We start from the raw sequence: 16,075 nt of genomic DNA, 5'->3' as shown, positions 1-16,075 counted from the left end.
CGGTTCTACTGTTCATACACCGCAGCCATCCCGCAGGTTCCCGATCAACCCCGACGCGTTCGGAGTAACCCACTCCCCGCCCGCCGCTCTCACAGCCCCAGCCGTCAAAGCTCCCCCAGCCCTCGAAACTCCCCCCTCAGCTCCCAGAACTCCCCCCGTCCCGTCCCCGGAGTTCCCCCCGTTCCCAGAGGCTCCCCCTCAGTCCCAAGACCCCCGAGCCCGCGGCAGCTCCCCGATCTCCGCCAGATCACGGTCCGTGAGCCGCAGTTCCGCGGCCGCAGCGTTCTCCGCCGCCCACCGCTCCCGCTTGGCACCCGGCACCGGGACCACGTGCCGCCCGCGGCCCAGCACCCACGCCAGCGCCACCTGCGCAGGAGTGACCGCTTCCCCGTGCCGCGCGGCGATCCGGCGCAGGCCCGCCACGATCGGCTGGTTGGCCGCCATCATCTCCGCGGTGAACCGGGGATGCCGGGCCCGCAGATCGTCCGGTTCGAAGCCCTGCCCCGGCGTCAGCGTGCCCGTGAGGAAGCCGTTGCCCAGCGGCATCGCCGCGAGGAACCCCACGCCCCGCGCCTCGCACCACGGCAGCAACGTCTCCAGGGCCTCCGGTGACCACACCGAGAGCTCGGCCTCCACCGCGCTCACCGGGAACACCTGCTGCACCCGCTCCAGCTGCCGGATCGTTCCCGCATGCAGCCCTGCCCTGCCCCGCCGTGTCGCCCGCGCCCCCACCGCGCACAGCCCGAGCGCCCGCACCTTCCCCGCGCCCACCAGCTCCGCCATGGCGCCCCACGTCTCCTCGACGGGCACCTCCGGGTCGGCCCGGTGCAGCTGGTACAGATCGATCGTGTCGGTCTGGAGCCGCCGCAGCGACGCGTCGCACGCCCGCTTCACATACCCAGGCCGGCCGTTGGCGACGACGTGCTGCTCCCCGACGAGCAGCCCGCACTTGGTCGACACGAAGGCGTCGCCCCGGCGCTCCTTCAGGACCCGTCCGAGCAGCAGCTCGTTCGTGAACGGTCCGTACATGTCCGCCGTGTCCAGCAGGGTCGACCCCCGGTCCAGCGCGGCATGCACAGTGCGTACGGACTCGTCCCCCCGCTGCTGTGAGCCGGTGTAGGCCCAGCTCATCGGCATGCACCCGAGCCCGATCGCGCCCACCTCGAGCGCTGCCGCCCCGATCGTCCTGCGCTCCACCTGGAAGTAGCCTCCCCCTGCGTGTTCGAGAGGCACCCAAACTAACCTCTGGGACCCGGCCCGCCGCGCACAGCCCACCTCCCATTAGCCTCCTGACCATGAGTGCTGAGGTATCCGCCGACGTTTGGCTCCCGTTCCGTGCAGACGAGGTCCCCGGGCTTCCCGAGGGGCTCAACTACCGCTTCTGGGACGGCGGCCCCGACTTTCCCGCCGACCCGGCCGACTGTGCCTTCTACGTGGTCCCCTACATGAAGGGCGCGGACGTCGGCGTACGCCCCATGGCGCAGATGGCGTCCGTACGGGCCGTGCAGACGCTCTCCGCGGGCGTCGACCACGTACAGGGAGGCCTCAAGTCGCTCCCGTCGGGCGTGCGGCTGTGCAACGCGCGCGGCGTGCACGAGGCGAGCACGGCCGAGCTCACCCTCGCCCTGATCCTGGCGTCCTTGAGGGGCATCCCCGGGTTCGTGCGGGGACAGGAGAGCGAGGAGTGGCGCTCCGGGTTCTATCCGGCGCTCGCCGACAAGAACGTACTGATCATCGGGTACGGGTCGATCGGCTCCGCCATCGAGGACCGGCTCGCTCCCTTCGAGTGCGCGCGGGTGGTGCGCGTCGCACGCTCCGCCCGCACGACCGCACGCGGCCCGGTGCACCCGCTCACCGAACTGCCTGCGCTGCTCCCCGACGCGGACGTGGTGATCCTTTCGACGCCGCTCAACGAGGCGACGCGAGGTCTCGCGAACGCAGCCTTCCTGGCACGACTCAAGGACGGCGCCCTCCTCGTGAACGTCGCGCGCGGGGCCGTCGTCGACACCGAGGCGCTCCTGGCCGAACTGGAGAGCGGCCGGATCACCGCCGCTCTCGACGTCACCGATCCCGAACCCCTGCCCCAGGGGCACCCGTTGTGGCACGCTCCGGGAGTACTCGTCAGCCCGCACGTCGGCGGCTCCACATCCGCCTTCTGGCCGCGGGCCAAGCGTCTGCTCGCCGCGCAGCTGACCCGGTTCGTGGCGGGAGAACCGCTCGAGAACGTCGTCCTGACGACGGACTGAGGGCGGGCTCCGGAGAGGCCCATCCGCCGCCTCCCGGCCCGACCCAGCGCACCCCCGCACACGCTCCGCGCTCGTCCGGATGCGCCCCGTACGCGTATCGCCGCCGGTCGTCACGGAGAGTAGAGGCGCTATGTCCCTGAGTGACGAGTCTGGTGTATCGTCCCGACTGGGGCAGCGCCGTGGAGAGTTCGGCGCCGGGGACGGACAACCGGACTGCGAGGGGGGCGACGGGCGATGCACGGCCTATGGGCGAACGATCCGACGCGGCGGGGCCGCCGGCGGCGACCCGCGCGCGCACCGGTCCGCACAAGCCGGCCCGGCTGCCACGGCAGTCGCAGGAGCGGACGCCACAGGAGCGGCGGACGCAGAAGGCCTCAGCAACCAGCACACGGAAACCGGGACACGGGGGCGGGGCGGATCGGAGTGACCCCGTGAGCGCCCCCGGAGCCGTGCTCACCGGCCGCCGCCTGTTCCAGGGCGGAAGGTCCAGTCTCGCCTCACAGCTCGTGCTCGCCCTCCTGTGCGCCGGGTACGCCACGGGGTCCGCGCTCGGCTGGGGATCCGACCGACTCGCCCTGTTCATGGGCGACTTCGGGCTCAGCGCCGCCGCCGCGGTCGCCGCCGTGTCGAACTTCGCGTACGCACGCAGCCGGCGCAGTCACTTTCGACCGGCCTGGATCCTGTTCGCGGTCTCCTCCGCCATGGCATCCCTGGGGAACGGGGTGTGGGGCTGGTACGAGGTCGTGCTCCAGCGCCCCGTGCCGACCCCCAGCCTGGCCGACCTCTTCTTCCTGTGTTTCGCGCCGCCCGCCATCGTCGGGCTGCTCGTTCTCGCCAAGCGCCCCTTCACCAAGGCCGGTTGGGTCTGTCTCGCCCTCGACTCCTGGCTCATCGCCGGCTCGCTGATCACGCTGTCCTGGAGCCTCGCCCTCGTGCACACCGCGCGGTTCGAGGGGCAGAGTGTCACCCGCACCGCGCTCTCCCTCGCGTACCCGCTCCTCGACATCGTGCTGGTCAGCATGGTGCTCGCGCTGCACTTCCGCCGCTCGCCCGGCAACCGCACGGCGGTGAACACCGCCATCGGCGCGCTCGCCCTGACCGTCATGTGCGACGCCCTGTTCACCTCGCCCCTGCTGCACGCGAGTTACCACTCGGGGGAGATCCTCGACGCCGGCTGGTTCGCCGGGTCGCTGCTTCTTGCGTACGCGCCCTGGGTGGGGCCGAGGCGCGGGGAGTGCGACGGAGGGCCCGGGTTCGCGCGGTACCAGGTCACCCGCCCCATCTCCGGATCGCTCGCGGCGCTCACGCCCTATCTGGCCGCCGCCGTCTGCACGCTGGGGATTCTCTACAACGTCCTGAACGGCCACCGCATCGACCCCGTGGTCCTCTTCACGGCCTGCACGGTCGTCCTGGCCCTCGTCATCCGCCAGGGCATCATGCTCCTCGACAACATCACCCTCACCCAGGAGCTGGCGCAGAAGGAGAACCACTTCCGCTCCCTGGTACAGGGCTCCAGCGACGTCATCATGATCGCCGCTCCGAACGGCATCCTCAGATACGTCAGCCCTGCCGCCGCCGGGGTCTACGGGCGCGACGCCGAGGAACTCGTCGGGTCCGAGCTCGCCTCGATCATCCATCCCGAGGACCTCGGGCGCGTGGTCCACGAAGTGCGCCGCTTCCTCGCGGCGAGCCAGATCGAGGAGCCCACGACCCGGATCGAGTGCCGCTTCCGCTCCGGCGCCGGCGCCTGGCTGAACGTGGAGTCGACGATCAACCGCCACCACGGCGGCCTCATCCTCAACAGCCGGGACGTCACCGAACGGGTCCGTCTCCAGGCGCAGTTGCAGCACAACGCCGAGCACGACCCGCTCACGGACCTGCCCAACCGCGCCCTGTTCACCAAGCGGGTCGGCAACGCGCTGGGCGGCCGCCGCGCCACCGACCACGGTACGGCCGTCCTCTTCATCGACCTCGACGGCTTCAAACAGGTCAACGACACCATCGGCCACCAGGCCGGCGACGAGCTCCTCGTGCAGGCCGCCCGGCGGCTGGCCGAATCCGTGCGCTCCGGGGACACCGCCGCCCGCCTGGGAGGCGACGAGTTCGCGGCGCTGATCGTCGGCGACGGCAGCCGCGACGACACCGCGCGTGAGCAGCACATCTACGAGCTCGCGGACCGCCTCAGGGTCACGCTCTCGCAGCCGTACACCATCGACGGCAACGATGTCCGGGTGGCTGCCTCCATCGGCGTCGCCTTCGCCGCACCAGGCCTGTCCGCGGGCGAGTTGTTGCGGAACGCGGACCTGGCGATGTACCGGGCGAAGGCCGCCGGCAAGGGCCGGGTGGAGCTGTACGCGCCCCAGATGCAGGCCGACGTCGTCCGCAAGGCGGAGCTCGCCACCCGACTGCGCACCGCCCTGCACGAAGGCGAGTTCGCTCTGCTGCACCAGCCGGTCGTCTCCCTGGGCACGGGCCGGATCACGTCGGTCGCCGCGCAGGCCCGCTGGCGCTCGACCCAGGGCATCCTGTTCACGCCCGCCGAGTTCCTGCGTACCGCCGAGGAGGGCGAGCGCACCGCCGAGCTCGGCCGCTGGATGCTGGAGGAGGCCGTCGAGCAGGCCGCCGAGCGCGGCCGCAGATGTCATGCCGTGCCCGTGGCCGTCCGGATCAGCGCCCGCAGGCTCCTCGACCGGTCGCTGCACCTCGGCTCCATCGAGGCGCTCCTGACCCGGCACGGGCTGCCCTCCGGCGCGCTGGTCATCGAGCTGGCCGACAGTGACCCCAGGGTCCCCTTGGACGAACTGGAGCGCCGTCTCACCGCGCTGCGCAGACTCGGCGTCCGGATCGCCCTGGACGGCTTCGGCAGCGGATACGCGGCCATCACGGCGCTGCGCAGGCTCCCTGTCGATGTACTGAAACTCGACCGCAGTCTCGTAGAAGGAGTAGTGGAATCCGCCCGCCTGCACAAGATCACCAGTGGTCTGCTGCGCATCGCCGGCGACCTCGGCCTGAAGTCCGTGGCCGACGGCGTCGACCTGCCCGAGCAGGTCGTCGCACTGCGCGCCATGGGGTGCACACATGGACAGGGGATGGCCTTCTCCGGGCCGCTCGACGAGTACAGGCTGCGCCGCGCGCTGGCCTCGGGGAACTACCCGGTGCCCAGCGGTCCGGCCGAGCCGGTGTTCGCGGGGGTACCGTCGCCGTCCGGCCGGACGGCTCTGCTCCGCTCACATAATGAGACTCCCGTCCCACCTACTTGACACGCACTATGTCCCGGAGGGAGGGTCAATGCCATGCGCACCCGAATTCTCGTACTTGGAAAGCGCGTCGGCTGAAGCTGGGACCTACCGGTCGGAACACCGGATCCCAGCGACCGCACCCGGCGCGCTCCCCTCGCTTGCCTCACGGCACGAGGGGTTTTTTGTTGCACAAGCGCGTGTAATCCAGTAACCGAACACCGTACAAACCTCGCAAAAACCCTCAGCATCGAGAAGAGAATGCCGATGACCGAGCAGGCCACCGGGGCCCACCATCCGCAGCCGCGGCCCCGAGGACAGCAGTCCGCCCCCGTCGAGCACGTCACGGGTGCGAAGTCCCTCATCCGTTCGCTCGAGGAGGTCGGGGCCGACACGGTATTCGGCATTCCTGGCGGTGCGATCCTTCCCGCCTACGACCCGATGATGGACTCCACCCGCGTCCGTCACGTGCTCGTCCGGCACGAGCAGGGCGCCGGCCACGCGGCGACCGGCTACGCGCAGGCCACCGGCAAGGTCGGGGTGTGCATGGCCACTTCGGGCCCCGGCGCCACCAACCTCGTCACCCCGATCGCCGACGCGCACATGGACTCCGTGCCGCTCGTCGCGATCACCGGCCAGGTCGCCTCCAAGGCCATCGGCACGGACGCCTTCCAGGAGGCGGACATCGTCGGCATCACCATGCCGATCACCAAGCACAACTTCCTGGTGACCAAGGCCGAGGACATCCCGAAGACGATCGCCGAGGCGTTCCACATCGCCTCCACCGGCCGTCCGGGCCCCGTCCTCGTCGACATCGCCAAGGACGCCCTCCAGGCGCAGACCACCTTCAGCTGGCCGCCGCAGACCGACCTGCCCGGCTACCGCCCGGTGACCAAGCCGCACGCCAAGCAGATCCGCGAGGCCGCGAAGCTGATCACCGCCGCGAAGCGGCCGGTCCTCTACGTCGGCGGCGGTGTGCTCAAGGCGCACGCCACGGCCGAGCTGAAGGTCCTCGCAGAACTCACCGGAGCGCCCGTCACCACCACCCTGATGGGGCTCGGCGCATTCCCCGACAGCCACCCGCTGCACGTGGGAATGCCGGGCATGCACGGTGCGGTCACCGCCGTCACCGCGCTGCAGAAGGCCGACCTGATCGTCGCCCTCGGAACCCGCTTCGACGACCGCGTCACCGGCAAGCTGGACAGCTTCGCCCCGTTCGCGAAGATCGTCCACGCCGACATCGACCCGGCCGAGATCGGCAAGAACCGCGCCGCCGACGTGCCGATCGTCGGTGACGCCCGCGAGGTCATCGCCGACCTGGTCCAGGCCGTGCAGAAGGAGCACAGCGAGGGCCACACGGGCGACTACAGCGCCTGGTGGAAGGACCTCAGCCGCTGGCGCGACACCTACCCGCTGGGCTACGACCAGCCCGAGGACGGCTCGCTCTCGCCGCAGAACGTCATCGAGCGGATCGGCCAGCTCGCGCCCGAGGGCACGATCTTCGCCGCGGGCGTCGGCCAGCACCAGATGTGGGCCGCGCACTTCATCCAGTACGAGAAGCCCGCCACCTGGCTCAACTCCGGCGGCGCCGGAACGATGGGCTACTCGGTGCCCGCCGCGATGGGCGCGAAGGCCGGCATGCCGGACCGCACCGTCTGGGCGATCGACGGCGACGGCTGCTTCCAGATGACCAATCAGGAACTGACCACCTGCGCGCTCAACAACATCCCGATCAAGGTCGCCATCATCAACAACGGCGCCCTCGGCATGGTCCGCCAGTGGCAGACGCTGTTCTACAACCAGCGCTACTCCAACACCGTGCTCCACAGCGGCCCGGACGACGTCAAGGACAACAAGGGCACCCGCGTCCCCGACTTCGTCAAGCTGTCGGAGGCCATGGGCTGCTACGCCATCCGGTGTGAGCGCCCCGAGGACCTGGACAAGGTCATCGAAGAGGCCAACTCCATCAACGACCGCCCCGTCGTCGTCGACTTCATCGTCCACGAGGACGCCATGGTGTGGCCGATGGTCGCCGCCGGCACGTCCAACGACGAAGTCATGGCCGCCCGCGGGGTCCGCCCCGACTTCGGCGACAACGAAGACGACTGAGACCGAGAGCGAAAGAGAGACCAAGAGCCATGTCCAAGCACACGCTCTCCGTCCTGGTCGAGAACAAGCCAGGTGTCCTCGCCCGGATCACCGCACTGTTCTCCCGCCGCGGGTTCAACATCGACTCCCTGGCGGTCGGCGTCACCGAGCACCCCGACATCTCCCGCATCACCATCGTGGTGAACGTCGAGGACCTGCCGCTCGAACAGGTCACGAAGCAGCTCAACAAGCTGGTCAACGTCCTGAAGATCGTCGAACTGGAGCAGGGCCACGCCGTCCAGCGTGAGCTCGTCCTCGCCAAGATCCGCGCCGACAACGAGACGCGCTCGCAGATCGTCGAGATCGTCCAGCTGTTCCGCGCCAAGACCGTGGACGTCTCCCCGGAGGCCGTCACCATCGAGGCCACCGGCTCCAGCGACAAGCTGGAGGCGATGCTCAAGATGCTGGAACCCTTCGGCATCAAGGAGCTCGTCCAGTCGGGCACCATCGCGGTCGGCCGCGGCTCGCGCTCCATCACCGACCGGAGCCTGCGGGCGCTCGACCGCACGGCCTGAGCCCCCAGGTGCTTTCGAGCGCCCTCTCGTATACCGAGACCCGAAAACTTCCCTCCGCAATCCCGCCGTACGGTGGGACGCAACACCTGCACACCAAGGAGAAAATCCAGTGGCCGAGCTGTTCTACGACGACGATGCCGACCTGTCCATCATCCAGGGCCGCAAGGTCGCGGTGATCGGTTACGGCAGCCAGGGCCACGCCCACGCGCTGTCGCTCCGTGACTCCGGTGTCGACGTCCGCGTCGGTCTGCACGAGGGCTCCAAGTCCAAGGCCAAGGCCGAGGAGCAGGGCCTGCGCGTGGTGACGCCGTCCGAGGCCGCCGCCGAGGCCGACGTCATCATGATCCTGGTCCCGGACCCGATCCAGGCCCAGGTCTACGAGGAGTCCATCAAGGACAACCTGAAGGACGGCGACGCGCTGTTCTTCGGCCACGGCCTCAACATCCGCTACGGCTTCATCAAGCCCCCGGCCAACGTGGACGTGGCGATGGTCGCGCCCAAGGGCCCGGGTCACCTGGTGCGCCGCCAGTACGAAGAGGGCCGCGGCGTTCCGTGTATCGCGGCCGTCGAGCAGGACGCCACGGGCAAGGGCTTCGAGCTGGCCCTCTCCTACGCGAAGGGCATCGGCGGCACCCGCGCCGGCGTCATCAAGACGACCTTCACCGAGGAGACCGAGACCGACCTGTTCGGTGAGCAGGCCGTCCTGTGCGGTGGCACCGCCGCGCTGGTCAAGGCGGGCTTCGAGACGCTGACCGAGGCCGGCTACCAGCCGGAGATCGCGTACTTCGAGTGCCTCCACGAGCTGAAGCTCATCGTCGACCTCATGTACGAGGGCGGCCTGGAGAAGATGCGCTGGTCGATCTCCGAGACCGCCGAGTGGGGCGACTACGTCACCGGCCCGCGCATCATCACGGACGCCACCAAGGCCGAGATGAAGAAGGTCCTCGCCGAGATCCAGGACGGCACGTTCGCCAAGAACTGGATGGACGAGTACCACTCGGGCCTGAAGAAGTACAACGAGTACAAGACCCAGGACGAGAACCACCTCCTGGAGACCACCGGCAAGGAGCTCCGCAAGCTCATGAGCTGGGTGGACAACGACGAGGCGTAAGCCTTGCGACGAGGGGGCCGGGGCGAATGCCCCGGCCCCCTCGTCGAGGTGGACGGCCCGCGGCGCTCTCGCGTCAACATGGTTGTCCACCCCGTCCAGCCACGGACGGGTGATCCTTCCACGGAGGCGCAAGACCACCTCCGAAGCGCCACTAGACTGCAGAACACATTCGCGTCGGGCCCACAGCGTCGTGCGTCTACCACGCGGCACATCGACACCGAAGAAGTGCAAGCACGTCCCCACGCCGCCCGGCACGCACTCTCGCCGGACCGGCCAAAGGCACAAGTAGCCCCGCTACGAGAGCCTTCGTCCGGCACACCGAGAGCACGCACCGAACGACGCGGGAACGCACCCGCACTTCCCCGGCGCCGTTGACACCCCTCCACCGCCTGCGGCCGTCGGGACGGCCGTCCGCAATGGGACTTGTGAGGACTCACGTGAGCACTGCTGCAACCGGCAAACCTGTCGTACTCATCGCGGAAGAGCTGTCTCCCGCGACCGTCGACGCTCTTGGCCCTGACTTCGAGATCCGCCAGTGCAACGGCGCCGACCGGGCCGAGCTGCTCCCGGCCATCGCCGACGTCGACGCGATCCTGATCCGCTCGGCCACCAAGGTCGACGCCGAGGCGATCGCCGCCGCGAAGAAGCTGAAGGTCGTCGCACGAGCCGGTGTCGGCCTCGACAACGTCGACGTCTCCGCCGCCACCAAGGCCGGCGTGATGGTCGTCAACGCCCCGACCTCCAACATCGTGACCGCCGCCGAGCTCGCCTGCGGCCTGCTCATCGCCACGGCGCGCAACATCCCGCAGGGCAGCCAGGCCCTCAAGGCCGGCGAGTGGAAGCGCTCCAAGTACACGGGCGTCGAGCTGGCCGAGAAGACCCTCGGCGTCGTCGGCCTCGGCCGCATCGGCGCGCTCGTCGCGCAGCGCATGTCGGCCTTCGGCATGAAGGTCGTCGCGTACGACCCGTACGTGCAGCCCGCGCGCGCCGCCCAGATGGGCGTCAAGGTCCTCACCCTCGACGAGCTGCTCGAGGTCTCCGACTTCATCACCGTGCACCTCCCCAAGACCCCCGAGACAGTCGGCCTCATCGGCGACGACGCGCTGCGCAAGGTCAAGCCGACCGTCCGCATCGTCAACGCCGCGCGCGGCGGGATCGTCGACGAGGCGGCGCTGTACTCGGCGCTCAAGGAGGGCCGCGTCGCCGGCGCCGGCCTCGACGTGTACGCCAAGGAGCCCTGCACGGACTCACCGCTGTTCGAGTTCGACCAGGTCGTGGCCACCCCGCACCTCGGTGCCTCCACGGACGAGGCGCAGGAGAAGGCCGGTATCGCCGTCGCCCGCTCCGTGCGGCTCGCCCTCGCCGGTGAGCTCGTACCGGACGCGGTGAACGTCCAGGGCGGCGTCATCGCCGAGGACGTCAAGCCGGGCCTGCCGCTCGCCGAGAAGCTCGGCCGGATCTTCACCGCGCTCGCGGGCGAGGTCGCGGCCCGCCTCGACGTCGAGGTCTACGGCGAGATCACCCAGCACGACGTGAAGGTGCTCGAACTCTCCGCGCTGAAGGGCGTGTTCGAGGACGTCGTCGACGAGACGGTGTCGTACGTGAACGCTCCGTTGTTCGCGCAGGAGCGCGGCGTCGAGGTCCGCCTCACCACGAGCTCCGAGTCCCCCGACCACCGGAACGTCGTCACCGTGCGCGGCACGCTGACCGGCGGCGAGGAGATCTCGGTCTCCGGCACGCTCGCCGGCCCCAAGCACCTCCAGAAGATCGTCGCCGTCGGCGAGTACGACGTGGACCTCGCCCTGGCCGACCACATGGTCGTCCTGCGCTACGAGGACCGTCCCGGTGTCGTCGGCACCGTGGGCCGCGTGCTCGGCGAGGCGGGCATCAACATCGCCGGCATGCAGGTCGCCCGTGCGGACGTGGGCGGCGAGGCGCTCGCCGTCCTGACCGTCGACGACACGGTTCCCGCCGGGGTGCTCAGCGAGCTGGGTGACGAGATCGGCGCGACGTCGGCGCGTTCCGTGAACCTGACGGACTAGTTCACGGACTAGTTCTTGGTACGTGGTCGGGCCCGGGTCACCCTTTTGGTGGCCCGGGCCCTTCTTTTTTTCTCCCCCGACCTAAACGCCGGACGGGCTGAAATTCAGCCCGCCCGGCGTTTGAGGACATTGGGGAAGGTGCGGGTCGAGGGGAGATCAGGCCGTCGCCCCCTCCGGCTCCCGCTGCTCCTCCCGCTGCGGCGCAGCCACCCCGCGCAGGCCCCGCAGGGCCAGGACAGCCGCCCCCAGCAGGATCGCCGCGCCGGCCAGCGCAGCGATGTGCATGCCGCTCGTGAACGCCTCCCGGGCTGACGCGAGGAGTGCGTCGCCCGCCCGGCCCGGCAGGTGCTGCGCCACCGCGAGCGCTCCGCCCAGCGTCTCCTTCGCCTCGGCCGGCGCGTCGCCGATCTCGTGGCGGTAGACCGCCGTACCGATCGAGCCCAGGACGGCCATGCCGAGGGCGCCGCCGAACTCCTGGCCCGTCTCGAGGAGGGACGACGCCGCGCCCGCCTTCTCCGCGGGGGCCGCGCCGAGCGCCAGGTCGGTCAGCTGCGAACCCACGATCACCGCGCCGGAGGCGAGTACACCCGCTCCGGCCAGGACGGTCCACAGCGAGTCCGTGCCGGTCAGCGTCAGGAGGCCGTAGCCGCAGGCGCTGGTCAGGAAGCCGGAGGTGACGACGGAGCCGCGGTGCACGCCCCGCTGCACGAGGACGGTGGCGATGGGGGCCGCGAGGCCGATGAACACGGTCGGCGCGAGCGCCCACAGCGCCGCTTCGAGTGCGCTCTTGCCGAGGACGGCCTGGAGGTACTGCGTGGTGAAGTACGCCGACCCCATCATCGCGAAGGCCGAGATGAGGTTGAGGGTGACGGCGGGGCCGAAGCCGCGGCCCCGGAAGAGGGCCGGCGAGATCATCGGTGACTCGACGGTGCGCTGACGGCGTACGAACAGGGCCCCGAAGACGAGGCCGACGACGACCGAGGCGACGTAGAGCGGCTCGAAGCCCTCGGAGGGGATCTCCTTGATGCCGTAGACGAGGGGGAGCACCGCGGCCATCGACAGCGGGACGCTCAGGAAGTCGAAGCGGCCCGGCCGCGGGTCCTTGAACTCGGGGAGCAGGACCGGGGCGAGCAGCAGGAGCAGGGCCATCGCGGGCAGGTTGACGAGGAAGACCGAGCCCCACCAGAAGTGCTCGACGAGGATGCCGCTCATCACCGAGCCGAGCGCGATGCCACCGGTCATGACGCCGGACCAGATGCCGATGGCCGTCGCACGCTGTTTGTCGTCGCGGAACATGTTGCGCACCAGAGCCATCGTCGTGGGCATCAGGGTCGCGCCGCCGATGCCGAGGATCGCCCGGGCCGCGATCAGCATTTCCGCGCTGTTCGCGTAGGCCGCGCAGACGGAGGCGGCGCCGAAGGCGGTGGCGCCGATCATCAGGAGCTTGCGTCGGCCGATGCGGTCGCCGAGGGAGCCCATCGTCATCAGCAGGCCGGCGAGCACGAACGCGTAGATGTCGAAGATCCACAGCTGCTGGGTGCCGGTGGGCTCGAGGTCCGCGCTGATCGAGGGGATCGCGAAGTAGAGGACGGAGACGTCCATCGAGACGAGGAGCAGCGGAAGCATCAGGACCGCGAGAGCCGTCCATTCACGGCGCCCCGCACGGGAGTTGGTGCTCGGTGAGTTCGTCATGAGGAGGACTGTACGGGCGTCTTAAACGCTTGTCTAGTACGAGCGTATAGATCGCCTGTGTGTGACGTCGGCGTGGGGAGTTTGTATGGGACGCCCGTATAGGACGCCCGTATGAATCGGGGGTACGGTGGCCGCATGGGACATCGCGAGGATCTGCTCGAAGGCGCCAAGCGCTGCCTTCTGGAGAAGGGGTTCGTGCGCACGACGGCGCGCGACATCGTCAAGGAGTCGGGGACCAATCTGGCGTCGATCGGCTACCACTACGGCTCGAAGGACGCGCTGCTCGCGCAGGCGTACGTGGCGCTGGCCGAAGGGGCCTCGGACGACTGGAGCGCGGTGGGTGAACTGCCCGGTGCGGCCGGCTCGTTGGAGCGGTTCCGGGCCGTGATGGCCGGGATCACCGACAGCCTCGGAAAGCCCGGGTCCATCTGGCACCTGAGCATCGAGCTCGTGACGATGGGCGACAAGATGCCGGTCGTGCGCGAGCAGCTGGCGCAAGCTCAGCACGAGGCGGGGCGCGGCTTCATCGGCATGGTCATGGGGGAGGAGCCGCCGGCCGACGACCCGAGCGTGCACACGCTCGGGAAGCTCTTCTCGGTACTGGTCCTCGGGCTCGTCGCCCAGCACACCTTCGACGCGGACTACTCGCCCAGCGCCGACGAACTCACCGAGGGCCTGCGGCTGTTGCTGGACGCGATGCGCGCGTCACAGGCGTGAAGCCTTGAGCCCCATGTGCAGCAGCAGCCGGTCCTCGCCGTCGTCCAGGTCGAGCCCGGTGAGCTGCTCCACGCGGGACAGACGGTAGTAGAGGGTCTGGCGGTGGATGCCCAACTCCGCCGCCGTGCGGCCCGCCTGGCCCGCGCAGTCGAGGAACACCTCGGCGGTGCGGGCCAGTTGGCGGTTGGCCGGCAGCAGGAGCGGGGCCAGGGCCGGGTCGTGCGCCGTGTCCGGGGGCAGCGCGGTCAACAGGCGGTACGGGCCGATCGCCGCCCAGTGCGCGTCCGGGCCGAGACGCGGCTCGGCGAGCGCCGCGCGCGCCGCCGCCGTCGCCTCCTGCCAGGCGGCCCCGAGCTCACCCAGTTCGCGCCGCGGGCCCCCGAAACCCGCCGCGACGACCGCCGTACCGGCGCGCTCCCGAAGCTTCGCCGTCGCCGCCATGGCCGGCCCGAGCGCGTCCGCCGCACGCAGCCGCACCAGGAGGGCCAGGGCCTGCCCGGCCGCGCCCCACGGCACCGTGCACAGCGCGTCGGCCGCGGGGATCGTACGGAAGGACAGGCCACCGGATGCGCTGTCCGGGTCCGCCGACGGCCACGGCGCGACGCACACCACCGCGTGCAGCCCGTCCGCGCGCGGGCCGAGCGCCGTGCGCAGGGCCGCCACCGCCATGTCCCGCTGCCAGCCGCGCTCGGCCGTGAGCACCTCGCGGAACTCGCGGGTCAGGTCGGCGCCCGCCTGCGCCTCGTCCGCGAGCAGCGCGCCGATACGGCCCGCCACCTCCATCGCGGCGGTCAGCTGCTGCTCGGTCGGACCCGGATCGTCGTCGAGCAGCCACACATAGCCGAGGACGACACCCCGATGGCGTACGGGAAGGCAGATGCGGCCCCGGTAGACCCCGGCCTCCGGCGTCGGCGGGATGCGGACGGGTCCGGTGGCACGGGCGATGCCGAAGCCCTCGAACCAGGTGCGCACCGCCGCGGTGGAGCGGCGGGTCAGGATCGAGCGGGTGCGGACGGGGTCCAGCGTCGATTCGTCGAAATCGCTGTCGCTGTCGTGCGCGCCGAACGCGATCAGGCCGAAATCCCGGTTCTCCAGCGTCGCGGGGGCGCTGAGCAGCGCCGAGATCTCGTCGACCAGTTCCTGGTAGTCGCCCTTCACCCCGCCATTCTCGCGCACCCCACCGAACTCTTCAGACAAATGTCTGAGGTGGTGGCCACAGATGCGTGACAGCTGTCGATGGCACCGGATCGGAGGGATCCTTAGATTTCACGGTGGTTCTCCGTGCCGTACCGGTCTGTTGCGATTCAGTTCGTCTACACCGATAGGGCCACTCGTTCGTACTCTCCGTGGAGGTGCCCCGTGCTGGGTCCCGTGATTCTCGCCGCGTCGCGCAGCGACAGGATGCGCCGTTTCATCTCGGCAGCCCCCGGCACGAAGCAGGTCGTCGACCGGTTCATCGCCGGTGAGGGCGTCGACGACGTCGTGCCGATCGTCGTGGACGCCTGCGGCAGGGGCCTCGAAGTCACCCTCGACGTGGTCGGCGAGGACATCACCACCCCCGAGCAGGCCGCCGCCGCGCGCGACGCCTACCTCGAGCTGATCGCACGCCTCAAGGACCTGGGCCTCGGCACCAAGGCCGAGATGTCCGTCAAGCTGTCGATGTTCGGCCAGTCCCTCCCGTCGCCCACCACCGCCCTCAACGGAGAGCCCTCCGGGCTCGCTGATAAATTCCCGGGCGGCCACGAGCTGGCCCTCGCCAACGTCCGCCCGGTCGTCGAGGCCGCCGCCGAGATCGGCACCACGGTCACCCTGGACGCCGAGGACCACACCACCCTCGACTCGATGTTCGCCATCCACGAGGAGCTGCGGAAGGACTTCCCGCAGACCGGATGCGTCATCCAGGCCTACCTCTTCCGCACCGAGGACGACGCCCGCCGCCTGGCCGCCGCCGGCAGCCGCGTGCGCATCGTGAAGGGCGCCTACAAGGAGCCCGCCTCCGTCGCGTACCAGGACAAGGGCGAGATCGACAAGGCGTACGTCCGCATCCTGAAGGTTCTGATGGAGGGCGACGGGTACCCGATGATCGGGTCCCACGACCCGCGCCTCATCTCCATCAGCCAGGAGCTCGCCCGCCGCGCCGGGCGCAAGCTGGACGAGTACGAGTTCCAGATGCTGTACGGGATCCGCAGCGACGAGCACGTCCGTCTCGCCGCCGAGGGCCACCGGATGCGCGTCTACACCGCGTACGGCACCGACTGGTACGGCTACTTCATGCGCCGCCTCGCGGAGAAGCCCGCCAACCTGCTGTTCTTCGCCCGCTCCATCCTCACCAAGGGCTGAGCCCCACCCCTGTCAAAGGAGTTCCGAG

11 protein-coding genes are annotated in these 16,075 nt (G+C 70.0%); 8 read left to right on the top strand and 3 right to left on the bottom strand.

Going from position 1 to position 16,075, the window contains the following annotated elements:
• Positions 1-198: 198 nt before the first annotated feature.
• A complete protein-coding gene (locus tag OG456_RS11180; protein WP_266569146.1) occupies positions 199-1,197 on the bottom strand; it encodes an aldo/keto reductase in 999 nt (332 codons plus the stop codon).
• 98 nt (positions 1,198-1,295) lie between these two features.
• Here OG456_RS11180 and OG456_RS11175 point away from each other — a divergent pair, with 98 nt between their 5' ends.
• The 6 genes from OG456_RS11175 (at position 1,296) to serA (ending at position 11,298) form a co-directional block, all read left to right on the top strand.
• Positions 1,296-2,246 carry a 2-hydroxyacid dehydrogenase gene (locus tag OG456_RS11175; protein ID WP_266559775.1) on the top strand — a complete coding sequence of 317 codons (951 nt, stop codon included), beginning with the start codon at positions 1,296-1,298 and terminating at the stop codon, positions 2,244-2,246.
• A gap of 245 nt (positions 2,247-2,491) precedes the next feature.
• Complete coding sequence (locus tag OG456_RS11170) at positions 2,492-5,506, top strand: bifunctional diguanylate cyclase/phosphodiesterase (RefSeq protein WP_266559773.1); 3,015 nt, start codon at positions 2,492-2,494, stop codon at positions 5,504-5,506.
• A gap of 237 nt (positions 5,507-5,743) precedes the next feature.
• A complete protein-coding gene (locus OG456_RS11165) occupies positions 5,744-7,591 on the top strand; it encodes an acetolactate synthase large subunit (RefSeq protein WP_266559771.1) in 1,848 nt (615 codons plus the stop codon).
• A 29-nt stretch (positions 7,592-7,620) separates the two neighbouring features.
• Positions 7,621-8,145 (top strand): acetolactate synthase small subunit, encoded by a 525-nt coding sequence (gene ilvN / locus OG456_RS11160; RefSeq protein WP_266559769.1) that lies wholly within the window; start codon positions 7,621-7,623, stop codon positions 8,143-8,145.
• A gap of 109 nt (positions 8,146-8,254) precedes the next feature.
• On the top strand, positions 8,255-9,256 hold the full coding sequence (gene ilvC / locus OG456_RS11155) for a ketol-acid reductoisomerase (RefSeq protein ID WP_116509561.1): 1,002 nt from the start codon (positions 8,255-8,257) through the stop codon (positions 9,254-9,256).
• 416 nt (positions 9,257-9,672) lie between these two features.
• Positions 9,673-11,298, top strand: a complete 1,626-nt coding sequence (serA, locus tag OG456_RS11150) for a phosphoglycerate dehydrogenase (RefSeq protein WP_266559766.1) — start codon at positions 9,673-9,675, stop codon at positions 11,296-11,298.
• Positions 11,299-11,454: 156 nt separating this feature from the next.
• Here serA and OG456_RS11145 read toward each other — a convergent pair whose 3' ends face one another.
• On the bottom strand, positions 11,455-12,990 hold the full coding sequence (locus OG456_RS11145) for an MFS transporter (protein WP_266559764.1): 1,536 nt from the start codon (positions 12,988-12,990) through the stop codon (positions 11,455-11,457).
• A 135-nt stretch (positions 12,991-13,125) separates the two neighbouring features.
• On the opposite strand from OG456_RS11145, the gene OG456_RS11140 reads away from it, so the two are divergent.
• Positions 13,126-13,707 (top strand): TetR/AcrR family transcriptional regulator, encoded by a 582-nt coding sequence (locus OG456_RS11140; protein WP_266559762.1) that lies wholly within the window; start codon positions 13,126-13,128, stop codon positions 13,705-13,707.
• Here the strand turns inward: OG456_RS11140 and OG456_RS11135 are convergent.
• Entirely contained in the window at positions 13,696-14,883 is a 1,188-nt protein-coding gene (locus OG456_RS11135; protein ID WP_266559760.1) for a CdaR family transcriptional regulator, read from the bottom strand. The two genes, OG456_RS11140 and OG456_RS11135, sit on opposite strands and share 12 nt — an antisense overlap.
• Before the next feature lie 183 nt (positions 14,884-15,066).
• Between OG456_RS11135 and OG456_RS11130 the strand changes: the two genes are divergently transcribed.
• Positions 15,067-16,047 (top strand): proline dehydrogenase family protein, encoded by a 981-nt coding sequence (locus OG456_RS11130; protein ID WP_266559758.1) that lies wholly within the window; start codon positions 15,067-15,069, stop codon positions 16,045-16,047.
• Positions 16,048-16,075: the final 28 nt, after the last annotated feature.

The sequence above is a fragment of the Streptomyces sp. NBC_01446 genome (genome assembly GCF_026340095.1).
Taxonomy (GTDB): Bacteria; Actinomycetota; Actinomycetes; order Streptomycetales; family Streptomycetaceae; genus Streptomyces; species Streptomyces aureus.
Note: the sequence above shows the minus strand (reverse complement) of the source record. Positions and strands in the feature narration are given on the sequence as shown.

Bases quoted from the DNA above. Each gene is read 5' to 3' on its own strand.
- OG456_RS11175 (WP_266559775.1), top strand. From the start codon at position 1,296: ATGAGTGCTGAGGTATCCGCCGACGTTTGGCTCCCGTTCCGTGCAGAC.
- OG456_RS11170 (WP_266559773.1), top strand. From the start codon at position 2,492: ATGGGCGAACGATCCGACGCGGCGGGGCCGCCGGCGGCGACCCGCGCG.
- OG456_RS11165 (WP_266559771.1), top strand. From the start codon at position 5,744: ATGCCGATGACCGAGCAGGCCACCGGGGCCCACCATCCGCAGCCGCGG.
- ilvN (WP_266559769.1), top strand. From the start codon at position 7,621: ATGTCCAAGCACACGCTCTCCGTCCTGGTCGAGAACAAGCCAGGTGTC.
- serA (WP_266559766.1), top strand. From the start codon at position 9,673: ATGGGACTTGTGAGGACTCACGTGAGCACTGCTGCAACCGGCAAACCT.
- OG456_RS11145 (WP_266559764.1), bottom strand. From the start codon at position 12,990: ATGACGAACTCACCGAGCACCAACTCCCGTGCGGGGCGCCGTGAATGG.
- OG456_RS11140 (WP_266559762.1), top strand. From the start codon at position 13,126: ATGGGACATCGCGAGGATCTGCTCGAAGGCGCCAAGCGCTGCCTTCTG.